12 protein-coding genes are annotated in these 14,673 nt (G+C 41.7%); 7 read left to right on the top strand and 5 right to left on the bottom strand.

All coding sequences use genetic code 11. From position 1 onward, the window contains the following. The 3 genes from AAGA18_15025 to AAGA18_15015 all read left to right on the top strand — a co-directional run. A partial coding sequence (locus AAGA18_15025; protein MEM9446653.1) for a hypothetical protein occupies positions 1–289 on the top strand: 289 nt, incomplete at its 5' end. 97 nt (positions 290–386) lie between these two features. Further along, complete coding sequence (locus AAGA18_15020) at positions 387–983, top strand: type II secretion system protein (protein MEM9446652.1); 597 nt, start codon at positions 387–389, stop codon at positions 981–983. A 6-nt stretch (positions 984–989) separates the two neighbouring features. Next, positions 990–1,583: a prepilin-type N-terminal cleavage/methylation domain-containing protein gene (locus tag AAGA18_15015; GenBank protein ID MEM9446651.1), complete on the top strand. Its 594-nt coding sequence runs from the start codon at positions 990–992 to the stop codon at positions 1,581–1,583. A gap of 249 nt (positions 1,584–1,832) precedes the next feature. Here AAGA18_15015 and AAGA18_15010 read toward each other — a convergent pair whose 3' ends face one another. Together AAGA18_15010 and AAGA18_15005 are read right to left on the bottom strand one after the other, a co-directional pair. Continuing rightward, positions 1,833–5,039 carry a PAS domain-containing protein gene (locus AAGA18_15010; GenBank protein ID MEM9446650.1) on the bottom strand — a complete coding sequence of 1,069 codons (3,207 nt, stop codon included), beginning with the start codon at positions 5,037–5,039 and terminating at the stop codon, positions 1,833–1,835. A gap of 109 nt (positions 5,040–5,148) precedes the next feature. After that, positions 5,149–6,084: a metalloregulator ArsR/SmtB family transcription factor gene (locus AAGA18_15005; GenBank protein ID MEM9446649.1), complete on the bottom strand. Its 936-nt coding sequence runs from the start codon at positions 6,082–6,084 to the stop codon at positions 5,149–5,151. A gap of 89 nt (positions 6,085–6,173) precedes the next feature. On the opposite strand from AAGA18_15005, the gene metK reads away from it, so the two are divergent. Both metK and ahcY read left to right on the top strand, forming a co-directional pair. After that, positions 6,174–7,361 (top strand): methionine adenosyltransferase, encoded by a 1,188-nt coding sequence (gene metK, locus AAGA18_15000; GenBank protein MEM9446648.1) that lies wholly within the window; start codon positions 6,174–6,176, stop codon positions 7,359–7,361. 35 nt (positions 7,362–7,396) lie between these two features. Next, on the top strand, positions 7,397–8,839 hold the full coding sequence (ahcY, locus tag AAGA18_14995) for an adenosylhomocysteinase (GenBank protein MEM9446647.1): 1,443 nt from the start codon (positions 7,397–7,399) through the stop codon (positions 8,837–8,839). An 86-nt stretch (positions 8,840–8,925) separates the two neighbouring features. Here ahcY and AAGA18_14990 read toward each other — a convergent pair whose 3' ends face one another. Continuing rightward, entirely contained in the window at positions 8,926–10,353 is a 1,428-nt protein-coding gene (locus tag AAGA18_14990) for an alkaline phosphatase (protein ID MEM9446646.1), read from the bottom strand. 144 nt (positions 10,354–10,497) lie between these two features. Here AAGA18_14990 and thrS point away from each other — a divergent pair, with 144 nt between their 5' ends. After that, positions 10,498–12,324: a threonine--tRNA ligase gene (gene thrS, locus AAGA18_14985; protein ID MEM9446645.1), complete on the top strand. Its 1,827-nt coding sequence runs from the start codon at positions 10,498–10,500 to the stop codon at positions 12,322–12,324. 362 nt (positions 12,325–12,686) lie between these two features. Beyond that, positions 12,687–12,854 (top strand): hypothetical protein, encoded by a 168-nt coding sequence (locus AAGA18_14980; GenBank protein ID MEM9446644.1) that lies wholly within the window; start codon positions 12,687–12,689, stop codon positions 12,852–12,854. Positions 12,855–13,010: 156 nt separating this feature from the next. Here AAGA18_14980 and AAGA18_14975 read toward each other — a convergent pair whose 3' ends face one another. Together AAGA18_14975 and AAGA18_14970 are read right to left on the bottom strand one after the other, a co-directional pair. Beyond that, on the bottom strand, positions 13,011–14,066 hold the full coding sequence (locus AAGA18_14975) for an adenylate/guanylate cyclase domain-containing protein (GenBank protein MEM9446643.1): 1,056 nt from the start codon (positions 14,064–14,066) through the stop codon (positions 13,011–13,013). A 341-nt stretch (positions 14,067–14,407) separates the two neighbouring features. Further along, positions 14,408–14,673: hypothetical protein (locus AAGA18_14970; protein MEM9446642.1), on the bottom strand; the 266-nt coding region annotated here is incomplete at its 5' end.

The raw sequence follows: 14,673 nt of genomic DNA, 5'->3' as shown, positions 1-14,673 counted from the left end.
GCAGGTGAGGAAGGTGATAGAACAAGGAGGTAAGTTATCGCTTCAAGAGGTATTACGATGTCGGGTCAGATACATGAGTGATGGAGCAGTGCTTGGTAGTAAGGACTTTGTCAATGAGTGGTTTATCAAAAAGAAAGAGCAGGTCGCTCAATTGGCTAAAGAATACAAACTCGATACTTCTAACACTCCCACATATGAGAAACGTTCATCAGGCGCTCGTAAAATGTCAGGGGCACATTGGGGAGAGCTTACCGTTTTCAGGGACCTGAAAAGAGAAGTTTTTGGGTAAACAGGTTTGAGACTCTTATATAGTTTTAAAAAGAGAATATTAGGAAATGTCTGGCACTCAAAGTGCAAGTAAGTTAAATTAGTTGCTAATGATGGTAATGAGAGTTATGAAACGAGATAAAAGATCGGGTTTTACACTGGTAGAGTTACTGGTCGTGATGACTATTGTAGCGATTCTTATGGGGTTAGCTATTCCAGGGGTAGGCATTGCTTTCGAGGCGGCTAAAAAGGCGCAAGCCGGAGTGGTAGTAAATCAGTTAAAAGTGGCTATGACTAACTATAAAACGGAGTATGGAAGATGGCCTGTCTACGCACTACAGAATCCTGAACCCGATGAGATTCTAGAAGCTGGAATGTTATATTATATGCTTACCGGGACTGAAGAGAAATCAAAGCAAATGGATAATCCCAGAAGAATTCCATTTATGGAGTTTAATTTGAAAGATTTAAGACAAGGACCTCCGGACGCCAATAATGTTAGACCTCCTGTTAACCCTGAGGATGCAGATACTTTTGTAGATCCTTGGAATCGTGAATACTTGATGGTGTTTGATTTGGATTATGATAATCGTGTTCTGGTACCTAGTTTGAATCCAAATCTTGAGGAGGATGTCTACATGAATACCTCGATGGCTTTTTGGTCAACAGGAGCTGATGGCGATGTCAGGGCTAAATATATAGCGACTTGGAAATAGAATTCTATGAGGCTCAAAAATATAGGCTGGGAGGTTGCCAAGCGAAGTGGGTTCACTCTTATGGAGGTGATGGCGGCAATGGTTGTCATAGCTATTTTGATGGGAATTATTATAGGTGCAGCCGGTCCAGTCAAAAAAATGGCACTAAGGAGGCAAGCTTCCGCCGAGATTTCTGCGTTATTTCTTGCATTAAAGAATTACCAGTTAGACAACGGAGATTATCCCGTGATGACAGAAATTCCTTTGCAAGGCGATATCTATCAAGGGAATCCCGATGATTATATTGTAAGTGCTATGTTTTTATTTTCGGAGTTATGTAGGGGAGGAGTAGAAGGCGCTAATTTCTTAGAACCGGCGGAGTCCGGTGTCACTATCTACTTTGAGCCTAAAGGTTCGCAAGTTGGAAGTCCAGATGTGGATTCTTACTTACAGGATCCTTTTAGGATGGCATATGGGTATTATTACAGCCGTGAAAGAAGTGAGAAGTCTCTTTTCAATGTGGTTGAACCTGATCTTTGGTCGACGGCTGGTCTTAAGGAAACTCCTCTCGATTTGCAAGATGAGATCTATCTTCAGTGGATCACAAATTGGCCCAACTAATGCATTTTCTAATTGGTGGGCAATAGTGCCTCATCCAATCTCTTATTTTCTGGTTTTACCGGTGGAAACTTCTAGAGATCTGTCTAGTCCCTTGTACTGGAGTCCGTTTTGATATGAGGCGATCAATCAGGTAGCAAAATCTATGAATCCTCCAATCTCCTGGATACCTCGATTGGGCCGGCATAGGACAAACATGGAGGTTTAAAATTAATTCAAAAAATGCTCTAACTCCAAGAATAGGAGCACACCCTAATTATTTTGATACTTTTGCAGCATCTCAGAAACTTGTGACTCTTGTATAGGCTTAGTGAGATATTCATCCATACCGGCATCTAAGCACTTTTCACGGTCCCCCTTCATAGCATTTGCTGTCATGGCGATGATAACAGGTCTAGTCGTGTCATGATCTTTTTGGTATAGTTTTTGGATGTTTTGAGTGGCTTCGTAGCCATCCATCTCCGGCATTTGAACATCCATAAAAATTAGGTCGAATTGATTCTCTTTTACTTGTTTTACGGCCTCTTTGCCATTTTTTGCCCATGTAAGTTTATAACCTAGGCGTTTAAAAAGGATTTGGGCAAGCTTGGCATTAACGGGATTATCTTCAGCTAGCAGAATTTTGATATGATTATTGGGTCTGTTTTTAGAAGAGTTTTTCTTTGTTTCCTTGCTGATTTGAATAGACTTTTTGCCAACGGAAACCAGGCTATACTTGATTGTGAAATGGAAGCTAGTTCCTTTTCCTACTTCTGTTTCAACCCAAATTTTACCTCCTAAAAGTTCTGTAAGCTTGTAGCAAATAGCCAAACCTAAGCCAGATCCTCCGTATATCCGTGCATTGGAGGAGTCTGTTTGGCTAAAGGGTTTGAAGAGGAGGTTCTGGCGGTCATCAGCAATGCCAATGCCCGTATCTTGTACACAGATTGCTAGAGTATCTTTTAATTTTTCATGGCAATTTACGGTTATTTTGACATGTCCTTTTTGAGTGAATTTGATAGCGTTATTGGCGAGGTTTAGAAGGATTTGATGCAGGCGAATAGGATCGGAAGAAATGTATCCTGGGACATCGGAGCTGATTTTATATTCGAATTTAAGTGACTTTTCTTTGGCCTGAGGGAGCAAGATTTTATAGACATCCTCTACAATTGCTTTCGGCTCAACAGGTAGATACTCGAGTTCAAATTTTCCTGATTCAATCTTAGAATAATCTAGAATATCATTAATGAGGGTTAACAATAGCTCTGCACTTGAGACGATCGTGCGGGTATAATCTTGTTGTTCCGAGTTTAGTTCTGAGCTAGCTAAAAGTTTGCTAAACCCAATAATTCCGTTCATAGGTGTTCTAATCTCGTGACTCATCATAGCCAGAAATTCACTTTTGGCTTTACTGGCAACTTCCGCTTCCTCTTTTGCTTTTAGAACGGATGCTTCATTTGCTTTGTCATGAGTAATATCAGAAGTAATACCTATCAATCTCTCCCGATGTCCGCTTTTATTCTCACATATCCTGGCTACTAACCTGAGATGGCGTATTTGTTGCTTTTGATCCAGGATACGGAATTGGATATGGAAGTTGTTTTTTGCTTGTATAGCGCGAGACATTTCTTCCATAGCTTGATTACGGTCATCGGGGTGAAGAGCTTTTTCCCACACATTGAGTTTACCTGTAAACTTTTCTGCAGGCATGTCGTACAGCTCTAAAGTGATGGCATCCCATTCAAGTCGATCACGTAGAATGTCATAATCCCACACTCCGAATTTTGCTGTGGATTGTGCAAATTGAAAACGATCGTTAAGCTGTTGAATTTTTTCTTGGGCCTCTTTTGCTTGAGTAATATCCAGGGAGGCCCCACGGTACCCGACTAAGGCTCCTTGTTCATTACAAAGTGGTAGCCCGCTTACTTTTTGCCACAGGATAGACCCATTCTTACACTTAATACGATATGTCAGGTTAGAAAAATTGATGCGCTCCTTTGCTGCTTGCATAAACCAATTTGTAATGCGCTCTTTATCTTCCTCTAAGATGAGTTCAAACGGGGTTTTCCCCATCAGTTCTTCAGGGGTATAGCCTATTTCTTTTTCTACGCACTGACTCAAATAGGTATAACGAAAATCTAAATCTACTTCCCATACAGATTCACCAGCTGCTTCTAGAACATCACGAAGTCGATTTTCGTTTTCTTTGATTTGTTTTTCCATTTGTTTTTGGAGGGTGATATCCGTTTGTGTTCCAACCATTCGGATTGGATTACCATTTTCATCGAAATGGGCTTTGCCTCGGCTAAGAACCCAGATAGCCGAACCATTATAGTGCACCATTCTATGAGTGCTTTCATAAAATTGGGTGGAACCCTGGAAATGCACATTGAGATCGAGAACAAATGCTTTGACATCGTCTTTATGTATAAGAGACTTCCAGTCGCTGTATGCTTGAATAACTTCGTCTGGACTGTATCCGAGCATTTCTTTCCATCTTTCAGAAAAAAAGATGGTATCTGTTTGGATATTCCAGTCCCACACGCCCACGTTTGTTCCAGCTAAGGCAAGAGACCAGCGTTCTTCACTGTCTTGCAAGTGTAACTCACGCTCTTTTCGTTTGCTTATATCTGTCATGAATCCATGCCAGAGGATGCTTTTATTACTAAGGCGTTCAGGGACAGATTGACCCTGCAACCATTTGTAATTTTCTTTATCCGAACGGTAACGAAAAGAGTGATTCCATGGAGCCAATTCGTTGGCAGAGTCTGCAATTGATTTTTCTAGTGCCTTGAGATCCTCGGGGTGCACTCGTTGGAAAAATGGAGCAGCGTCTTGTTGGATTCTATCTGTCTTTATTCCAAGAATTTTACGAACGCCCCAAGAAGTATATGGGAAGCGTCTGCGTCCATCCTTGCGTAATTCAAATTGATAGACCATACCTGGAATCTGTGATGTCAGGCTATTTAATAGGCGGAGTAGATCTTTTTGATCTCGCTTTTTAAGTATAATAATCTGATGAAAAAGTCCTGTCACAACTCCCAAGCTAAGTGATAGCACAATACCTAAAATGATGGTGAGAATACGTTTTCTAAGGCTTATTTTGTTTTCTTCATTATTGAGCAAAGATAATTGATCCATAGACTGATTTTTTTCTGTATCAGGTTCGAGGTCCCAAATATTGTCATGGATGTCCGAGTCGGACTTCATTTTCTCCTCTAAATTTTTTGTGAATATCTCCATTTCATTTACAGTTAACACTAGTGGTCGTGCGGGATCAAAAAAGGATAGTGACGGATCCTTATTACTATTTGCAGTAGTGATAAGGATGGGACCAATCATGATGATAAAAGTGCTGAGCGCAACGATTAGACCAATCATGCGTGATGAGCTACGAGCAATGACTTTGTTTAGAGCTCTTAGATAGTATTTATTCATACCTGGACATAGTCCTACCAGCACTAATCGGTAGAGACTCATCTTCTTTGGTATAAATCGGCGACGGATTGGTAAAATAAAGAGTAGAAATTGGGTAGCAGCCTATTTGAAACGCTTACGTATCAGTGAGTTATGATGCATGTGCATAATATTATTTTCTGGCGGAGCACAGTAGAGTTTGGAAATAAGGGCTTTCGTTTTCTTTTGCTACAATATTAGTGTGAATATCTACAAAATGAGCGCGGGCGAGCATTTTTTGGATATCTGACTCGGCGAATCCCAGCCATGTATCTGCATAGAGGGTTCGAGCCTTTTCGAATTGGTGTTGATTCAAGTCTAGAACAAGGAGTCGGCCTCCTGTTTTTAGAATTTTATAAGCGGCTCGGAGGGCTTTTTCAGGTTCCGCTGCATGATGAAGGGCTTGGCAAAGAATAACTAGATCAATTGAGCCCGCTCGAATAGGGGGGGCTTCAAGGTCTCCCAAACGGTATTCTAAATTATGTATGCCATTTTCTTTGGCTAGCTGTTCTCCCACCTCTACCATCCGTGCTGAGTTATCTACAGCGATGACTTTTTTGGCTCTGTTGGCAAGAAGTTGAGAAAGTAGGCCTTCACCGGCTCCCAAATCAGCAATGGTAATTGAGGGTATAAGTTCTAGCAGTAGATGGCCGATAGCCTCCCAAGATCGTCCTGGACAATAATTTTTCCCCAAACGTCCGGCTAATGTATTAAAATATTTCTCTGTAAGGGCTTTCCGTTTTTTTAGAATAAGCTGCAATGCTTCGCTATCTTTTTGATTATCAGGTAGTTCGGTAGCAGCTTTTAGGGCTAAGTTAATGACCTCTTGAACTTTTTCTGTGAAGCTAATATTCCAAGAATAATAAGTCCTTTGTCCTTCTCTTCTATCTTCTAATAATCCTATGTCCTTGAGTTGGCGCAAATGGGAGGAAATACGAGATTGGCCTAGGTGCAGACATTCTTGTACCTCTGCAACAGATAGTTCTTGTTCTCTGAGAAGGTAAAGAATGCGCAAGCGAGTAGGGTCGGATAACAGTGACAATAACTTTAGATAAGATGGAGAATTCATAATATTAAAATTTTGAATAAAATATCAATATATCATGATGGATCAATATTTTTACTTGCGTCGATGATAACCTGATTTATGGTCAATGGATGTCAAAAACCTTTATTTTTTCATCAGAGTCTGTGGGTGAAGGCCATCCCGACAAAGTTTGTGATACTATTTCAGATGCAATATTAGATGCTTGTTTGGCCGAGGACTCAAAATCGCGAGTAGCTTGCGAAACCCTTGTTAAGAGTAACATGGTTGTCGTGGCGGGTGAGCTTACGACTCGAGCAAAAATTCATATCAACCAAATAGTTCGCCAAGCCATTCGTTCTATTGGGTACATTAATCAAGACGATATTTTTCATGCTGATAAGGTATTGATCACCAATGCTTTAACCACTCAAAGCCCTGATATTGCACAGGGAGTAGACGCTCGTAAGGTTAAAGGTAAAAAAACATCTGAACAAGGTGCGGGAGACCAAGGGTTGATGTTTGGTTTTGCTTGTAATGACACCCCGGAGCTTATGCCAGCACCCATAATGTATTCACACAAGTTAGGCAGAGCGCTCACCCGAATCCGCAAAGCAGGCAAGTTAGCGGAATGGCTTAGACCAGATGCCAAGACCCAAGTTTCAGTTCGTTATGTTGATGGTAAGCCAAAAGAAATCACTGCGGTAGTTATTTCGACTCAACATAAAGAAGGTGTGGCGCATAAGACTATCCAAGATTTCCTTACCAAGGAAGTGATTCAGAAAGTATTACCCAAAAGGATGCTAACGCCTAAGACGGAAATTTTAATCAATCCCACAGGAAATTTTGTAGTCGGTGGACCTCAAGGAGATGCAGGTTTAACAGGCCGTAAGATCATAGTGGACACCTATGGTGGTATGGGACGCCACGGAGGTGGAGCCTTTAGCGGTAAAGATCCTTCTAAGGTGGATCGCAGTGCCGCTTACATGGGCCGCTATGTTGCAAAGAATATTGTTGCCGCCCAACTAGCTGAGCGTGTGGAGATTCAGTTTGCCTATGCAATTGGTCACCCAAAACCGGTCTCTGTCTTTGTTGAAACCTTTGGAACAAATAAAGTGTCTGAGGCGAAAATATTAAGTGCAGTCAATAAGGTATTTAGTTTTAAGCCAGCAGATATTGTTTCTCAACTTAAACTTTTGCGTCCGATATATAGTCATACAACCAATTATGGGCACTTTGGGCATAAAAGCGGTCTTGTCCAAGTTCCATGGGAAAACGTAGATAAAGTCAAGTCGTTACGCGCAGTATGCGGGCTAAAATAAACTTAAACCAATCAATACGAAAAGGAGAAACCAACATGAGTGTAGCAACAGAAGAAGCAGCAAAATTAGATTACAAAGTCGCAGATATAAGTCTAGCTGAGTTTGGGCGCAAGGAAATTGAAATCTCAGAACACGAGATGCCTGGCCTCATCGCTTTACGGGAAAAGTATGGTCAAGAGAAGCCTCTTAAGGACGTTCGCATCACCGGTTCTTTACACATGACCGTCCAAACAGCCATTTTGATCGAGACGCTAGTTGAATTGGGAGCAGATGTTCGTTGGGCAAGCTGTAATATTTTTTCAACTCAAGATCACGCAGCAGCAGCAATAGCAGCAGCCGGTATTCCTGTTTTCGCTTGGAAAGGTGAGACTTTAGAGGAATATTGGTGGTGTACCCAACAAGCCCTTGCTTTCCCAGGAGGGAAGGGGCCTCAGTTGATTGTAGATGATGGTGGTGACGCTACTCTATTGGTTCACAAAGGTTATGAATTAGAACAAGGTAGTGATTGGGTCAGTTCTGAGTCAGGTAGCCACGAAGAACAAGTGATTAAAGATTTGCTCAAAAAAATCCATGCGGAAACTTCTAGCTACTGGACCGGCATCGTTCCTGAGCTTAAAGGTGTTTCTGAAGAGACAACCACTGGCGTTCACCGTCTCTATAAAATGCTGGAGGAGGATAAGCTTCTATTCCCGGCGATTAATGTCAATGATTCGGTGACTAAGTCTAAGTTTGATAATCTTTATGGATGCCGCGAGTCTTTGGCAGACGGTATCAAACGTGCGACAGATGTAATGGTTGCTGGTAAAGTGGTCGTTGTATGTGGATACGGAGATGTCGGAAAAGGGTGTGCTCATTCTATGAGAGGTTTCGGAGCTCGAGTTATTGTTACGGAAATTGATCCGATCTGTGCCTTACAAGCGGCTATGGAAGGGTTTGAAGTAACAACGGTTGAAGATACCCTTGGTGAAGCAGATGTTTACGTAACCACAACGGGTAATTATGGTATAATTACAGCGGATCACATGTCTAAGATGAAAGATCAAGCGATTGTTTGTAACATCGGACATTTTGATAATGAGATTGAAGTAGATGCTCTCAATGAGATGAAAGGGGTTGAAATGACTGTGATCAAGCCCGAGGAAGACGGCGCTGTTGATAAATATACCTTCCCGGGTGGGAATGCTATTTACATGCTTGCTAAAGGTCGTTTGGTTAACTTGGGTTGTGCAACTGGACACCCTAGTTTTGTGATGTCTAATTCTTTTACAAACCAAGTTTTAGCGCAAATGGACCTTTGGACTAATCGTGAGGACAGCAAGCCTGCAGTAACTCGTTTATCAAAAGAGCTCGATGAGGAAGTGGCTCGTCTGCACTTAGATAAAATTGGAGTCAAACTTACACGTCTTAGCGAAAAGCAGGCAGATTATATTGGTGTTCCGGTTGATGGACCCTACAAGCCTGAGCATTATCGCTACTAAGGCGTTTATTTCTGGGGCATCAAAGGTTTCCAGTATTAACTATTTATATTTATCTTATGAAATGCCTCGCTCTAAAGCGAGGCATTTTATTGAGTGCTGCGGGGATTTCTATAATTAGATCCCATGAACTGGCTAAGAATTTTGAATGCTTCAGTATTGCGAAGTAGTCCGTTAAAACGCTCCCTACCAGGACCAATAGCCATGAGTGGAGCCAAGTCCGCTGTGTGAGTGGCTCCAGTCCACTGAATACCAACATGGTTGCCTAGCATTTGCCCTAGAAGACCAGTAAAATTACCATGCTGCTGATTCCAATCAAATTGGTTGACTTGGAGCTGTATTTGAAAAGTGTCAGCCAGCTTGCCCGCTTCAATGGAGGATAGCTCTATAGAAGAGCCCGTAAGAACTCTATCCAAAACTTCGGTTTTGGGAACGACGCCTTTAGCTTTAAAGATAGTCTTGAGATCCTGCTGCATCATTGCAAAGGATTCTTTAATCTTTAGAATCCTTTCAAAATGAGAGTTGGTTTGAGTATAACCATCACCATAGCCGTTAAGGCCTGGATTAGCATTTCCGTGGTCAGTGGTTATCACCACTAATGTGTCATTGCGCTCATCAGCGAAGTGTTTAGCTACTTCGATGGCATCATCAAAAGCGAGTTGCTCATGTAACAGAGCTGCCGCGTCATTGGCATGCGCGGCATGGTCCACTCGTCCTGCTTCAATTTGTAATAAGAAAGGCTTGGATGCCAATATTTTAAGCGCCGCTTGAGTCATTTCTGCAAGAGTAGGCACCTGGCTTTGTTGCTTTTCAGATTGTAGTAAATCCAGTGAGTAGGGGAGGTGGCTATTAGAAAAAAGTCCAAGAACTTGGTTTTGGTTGAGATTTTTTAATTCATTTCTATTTTTTATAACTTGAAAACCTTGCTGCTTGTATTTGCTTGTAAGATCAAGATTATCTTTTCGTTTGGAACCATCAAAATGGCGTAGTCCTCCCCCCATGAGAACATCTCCGTATCCTAGGTATTGAGTTGCTATTTCATCTTCCCTATTTCGGTGTGGAGTCGAAGATAAGAATCCTGCGGGCGTGGCGTGTGTGAGACGGGTTGTGGTGACCAGACCAACTCGGTACCCAGCTTCCTTGGCAATATGACCAATTGGTTTGAGTTTGGTGCCGTCTGGTAGTGTATTGACTGCTCTATTATTTACCCGGGAACCACTTCCCCATGAAGATGAGGCTGCCGAAGAATCAGTAACCAGAGAATTAAGTGAGGCCATGTCAAAGAAGCCATGGGTTGTCTGTGGTCTCCTTGCAATGCTGTGCCATTGAGTTCCTTTTTGTTTTAGCATTCTGGAAAAGGGCTCTACTAAGCTGGGAACCCCCAAACTCATGCCATCTGCTACCATAAAGATGATATTGCTAGGGATATCAGTTTTGCGTTGAGAACAAGAAATAAAAGGGGCTGCAGCCAGAGCAGCGCCAGAAGTTGTAAGACCAAGGAGCTTCCGGCGACTCATACCTTGTAGATTACTAGCTGGCATCCTAGCATCCTATACGAATCATTGGGTGGGCATCACGACTATTTTTATCTTTATTAGTGATTAAGCTCTCTTGACGACTAATGAACGCTTTTCTAAGGTGCTCGTCCTATTGTGAAAGAGATGACACCCCTAGAAGAACTCAGGCATTCAGCTGCTCATATGTTAGCAACCGCTGTATTAAGACTTTTCCCAGAAGCTCAACTTGATATTGGACCTCCTACGGATACAGGTTTCTACTATGATTTTGATCTAGACCATAAATTTACAGCAGAAGATCTTCAAAAGATTGAGGATGAAATGTTAAAAATCACAAAAGAGAATCAGAAATTTGAGCGCAAAGAAGTTTCTCGTGAAGAAGCGGTGCAAATCATTAAGGATTTTGGGCAAGAACGTTATAAGCTTGGGCGTTTAGATGATATTCCCGAGGGGGACTCAATCAGTTTTTACAAAAACGGAGAATTCATCGATCTATGTGCTGGAACGCATGTGAATTACTCAAAAAAGATTAAAGCTCTTAAGCTCTTGAGTGTAGCGGGAGCCTATCATCGCGGTGATGAAAAAAATAAACAACTCCAGCGTATTTACGGAACAGCTTTTCCCAGCAAAGAGGAATTGGCTACCTATCTTGAGCAGATGGAAGAGGCGCAGAAGCGGGATCATCGCAAACTAGGACGTGAGTTAAAGCTCTTCCACATCGACGAAACAGCGGGACAGGGATTTATCCTATGGATGCCTAAGGGAGCGATTGTTCGTCAAGAGCTGCAAAATTTTATTTTGGAAGAGTTATTCAAGCAGGGTTATATGCAAGTGTTTACACCACATATTGGCAAACTAGACCTCTACCGCACCTCGGGCCATTTCCCATACTATCGGGAATCTCAATTTCCCCCACTGGTCGACAAAGCGACTTTAAATAAAGTCAATGAAGATGGTTGCACTTCTAGTGAACTCACCAATAAATTGGAAGACGGCGAAATACCGGGCTTTTTGCTGAGGCCCATGAATTGCCCTCACCATATAAAGATTTATGCGGCTGAGCCGCATTCTCACAAAGATTTGCCGGTTCGTTTGGCAGAATTTGGAACGGTTTATCGCTGGGAGCAATCGGGGGAGCTTGGTGGTATGACTCGGGTAAGGGGCTTTACTCAAGATGATGCGCATATTTTTTGCACTCCAGATCAAGTTGCAGGTGAAGTGAAGGGATGCTTAGATTTGGTCAACGTGGTCCTGACTACGCTAGGTATTACAGATTATCGTGTTCGAGTCGGGTTGCGTGATCCTGATTCTGATAAATATACCGGGGACGTAGCTGATTGGGACAAGGCAGAGGATGCTTGTCGTGAAGCTGCCAAGGCCCTGGGCCGACCCTTCTCTGAAGAAGCTGGGGAAGCTGCTTTTTATGGTCCCAAGATAGACTTTGTAGTCAAAGATGTCATTGGCCGTGAATGGCAACTTGGGACCGTGCAAGTGGATTACAATCTCCCCAAGCGTTTTGATTTGACCTATGTTGATTCGGACAATACGCGCAAACGTCCTGTGATGATTCATAGAGCCCCATTCGGTTCTATGGAGCGATTTGTGGGTGTTTTAATTGAGCATTTTGCGGGATCTTTTCCGACTTGGTTAGCTCCCGAGCAAATCCGTTTTATCCCTATCACTGACGATCAGATAGCTATTTGTGAGAAATTCAATCAGCTGTGCAAACATGCTGGCTTAAGATCTTCCATAGATGGTGCTTCAGAAAAAATGGGGGCCAAGATTCGCAAAGCACAATTGGAAAAGGTGCCTTATATGTTGGTTGTTGGTAAACGTGAAGCCGAAGCAGAACAGGTTTCTGTCCGCTCGCGTTGGCGTGGTGATGAAGGTGTGATTTCCTTTTCTGAGCTACTTGATAAGCTAAAAGATGAGGTGAGTCGTCGCACCTTGACCTTGATGCCTAAATCCTAGGGCGTTGTTTGGATGTTACGTAGATATCCGTATTTGTGACAACTGCAGATATTGTAAGTGCATAAAGTCATAGGCTTAGGATTGATTCTTGCATGCAAATCAACTTGGCTGCATCCGGCAAGATTATGACAACGCATTGATAAGACGAGTGTACACTCTTACTCTTTTATGCTATTTGACTTCTTTTGTATGAATCTGATAAACAGATAAATTACTTTATTGAGATATTTATGGCTATTTTATTATATAAAATGACTTCTTAATCAAGATATTACCAAGGAATTACAAAACTTTAGAGAAAAATTTAAAAATAGGAAGATAATCCATTGACGATTTAAACATTTAAACTATCTTGAGTAACTATGAATAGCACGACATCAAACGCCACCAAATCCGTCACCGTCATCACAGCAGTTTTTGTCCTCTTTGTAGGAGTTATCGGAGCCATGCTAAAAGGTTTTCAAGACGGAGCTCTTCATCAGCCAGTCAATATTCAAATAGCTGAGGGGCCAATGGTTATTGCTAAGTAAATTAAAAAGATTTTCATTACTCAAAGGAATATTCCACCTATTGAATCCTGCCTTTCGGGCAGGATTCTTTTATTTAGCTATTTCTATGAGATTCTATCTTGTGTAGGTCTATACCATCTACTAAGAGGATAAGAAGAAGCGTCATTGAGTCGATGACTACTTTTTGTTAAATGGTGATTTAATGCTCACATCATGGACGTAACGAGTCTGATCATAAGTCAAAAATACGGTGTAATTATAATATTTTGTCCGGACTTCATAGCTCATGGAAAAGGTTGCATAGTAAAGTATCTGATCATTTGAGATGTCAGTTTGAAGATCCTTCATTTCAAGGTTTTTAATATCTTCAGCTTTAATTGGACGGATTACATCAATGCCTAGTATTTGTCCCATAAAAATTTCTCTTCCTACAATCTCGTTAGTTACTTGACGGTCTGTCAGCTTGATTATAGGAATAGGCCCATTTACTTCAACTCTCTTAGCTGTTGCTCCTAAAATACCTCTGTTCGAATAGTCGCCCTTCGGTTGTCTGAACAATAAAAAAGCAACCAAGCAGCATAGAAGCAAGGTAACTCCTGACGCACTTAATGTGATAATAAGGCGTTCTTTATTTTTAAAAAAATTCCCAGTCTTTTTAGCTCGGCCTTTTTTTTCTCCGGTTTCATCTCCAACTGCATCTACTAGAATACGGTATACTGGAATAGTCATGGCAATATTCTTAAGTTGTCTGGGTCCTAATTGAATAGCTTTTAATTCCACTTTATTTTTTACGATGTCGTAGACTGTTTGAGAGATACAAATGCCGCCAGGTTTAGCAATTGTTTGTAGACGGGATGCGATATTTACACCATCGCCCATTACCTCTGTGTCACTGACATACATATCGCCCAGGTGAACACCAACTCTGTGACGCAAGAAAGTCCTATGATTATCCGGGCCATAACCAGTAGCCATAGCTTTTTGAAACGCTATGGCACATTTTACTGCATCTGAAGCACTTTTAAAACGGACCAATAATCCGTCACCAAGACCTTTTAAGACTTGGCCATGGTGCTCTGTAGCTAGGTACTTCAGACAATCGAGGTCGCTGTTTATTGCTTCTAGTGCTTCAGCTTCTCTTTCGTGCATATGGGCACTGAAAGACTCTGCATCTGTGAATAACACAGCTGCCAGCTCATGGCTAGTGGCCTCAGGTTCTATTTCAGGTACCATTGTCATTTCTATAAACGACTCTTTGCTCCTAATTAGTGTACATCCTACTGATTTTCTAGTTATGGCTATCCCTTTATTGCGAATTCTTCCAGATGTAAGTTGTCTTAGCTTTTTTGAATCTTAGCGTATAAAGTTATGAGACTTTCACTTTTATGAGCTTGTTATCACCATGAGGATATCTTAGAACAGGATATGAATTATAGGAAATGGAAATGTTATATTTTTAAGTGTTAATTAGAATATTAGCCAAAGTCTGCGGAGAGAAATGACTTTATTTTCATGCCAGCCTCATTAGGGCGATGAGAAAGTAACCGACAATCCAGACCTGCAAGATCTATATCTTAATAAGGTGAGAGTGCCTTTTTGGTGAAGTCTGCTGTTATGAAATTTACCAGACTAGAAACTGGATTACCTAATAGAAGTTGAACGAGATGGAGAAAAGCTTGCGCCAGATAGAAAAGAGAACTGTAAGCGTCAATGGAAGCGCCATAGGAAAAAACTCGTAAAGTCATAGATAGCGTAGTCGTAGGAGGTATGACACTATTGACTTCAAGCGGCTTGTCTTGAACTGGTCGAAAGGGCTTGTCGTAGTTGGTTGTTTTGGTGT

The organism is Verrucomicrobiota bacterium, assembly GCA_039192515.1.
Taxonomy (GTDB): domain Bacteria; phylum Verrucomicrobiota; class Verrucomicrobiia; order Methylacidiphilales; family JBCCWR01; genus JBCCWR01.
The sequence above is the reverse complement of the archived record's forward strand: the minus strand, read 5'-3'. Positions and strand labels throughout refer to the sequence as shown.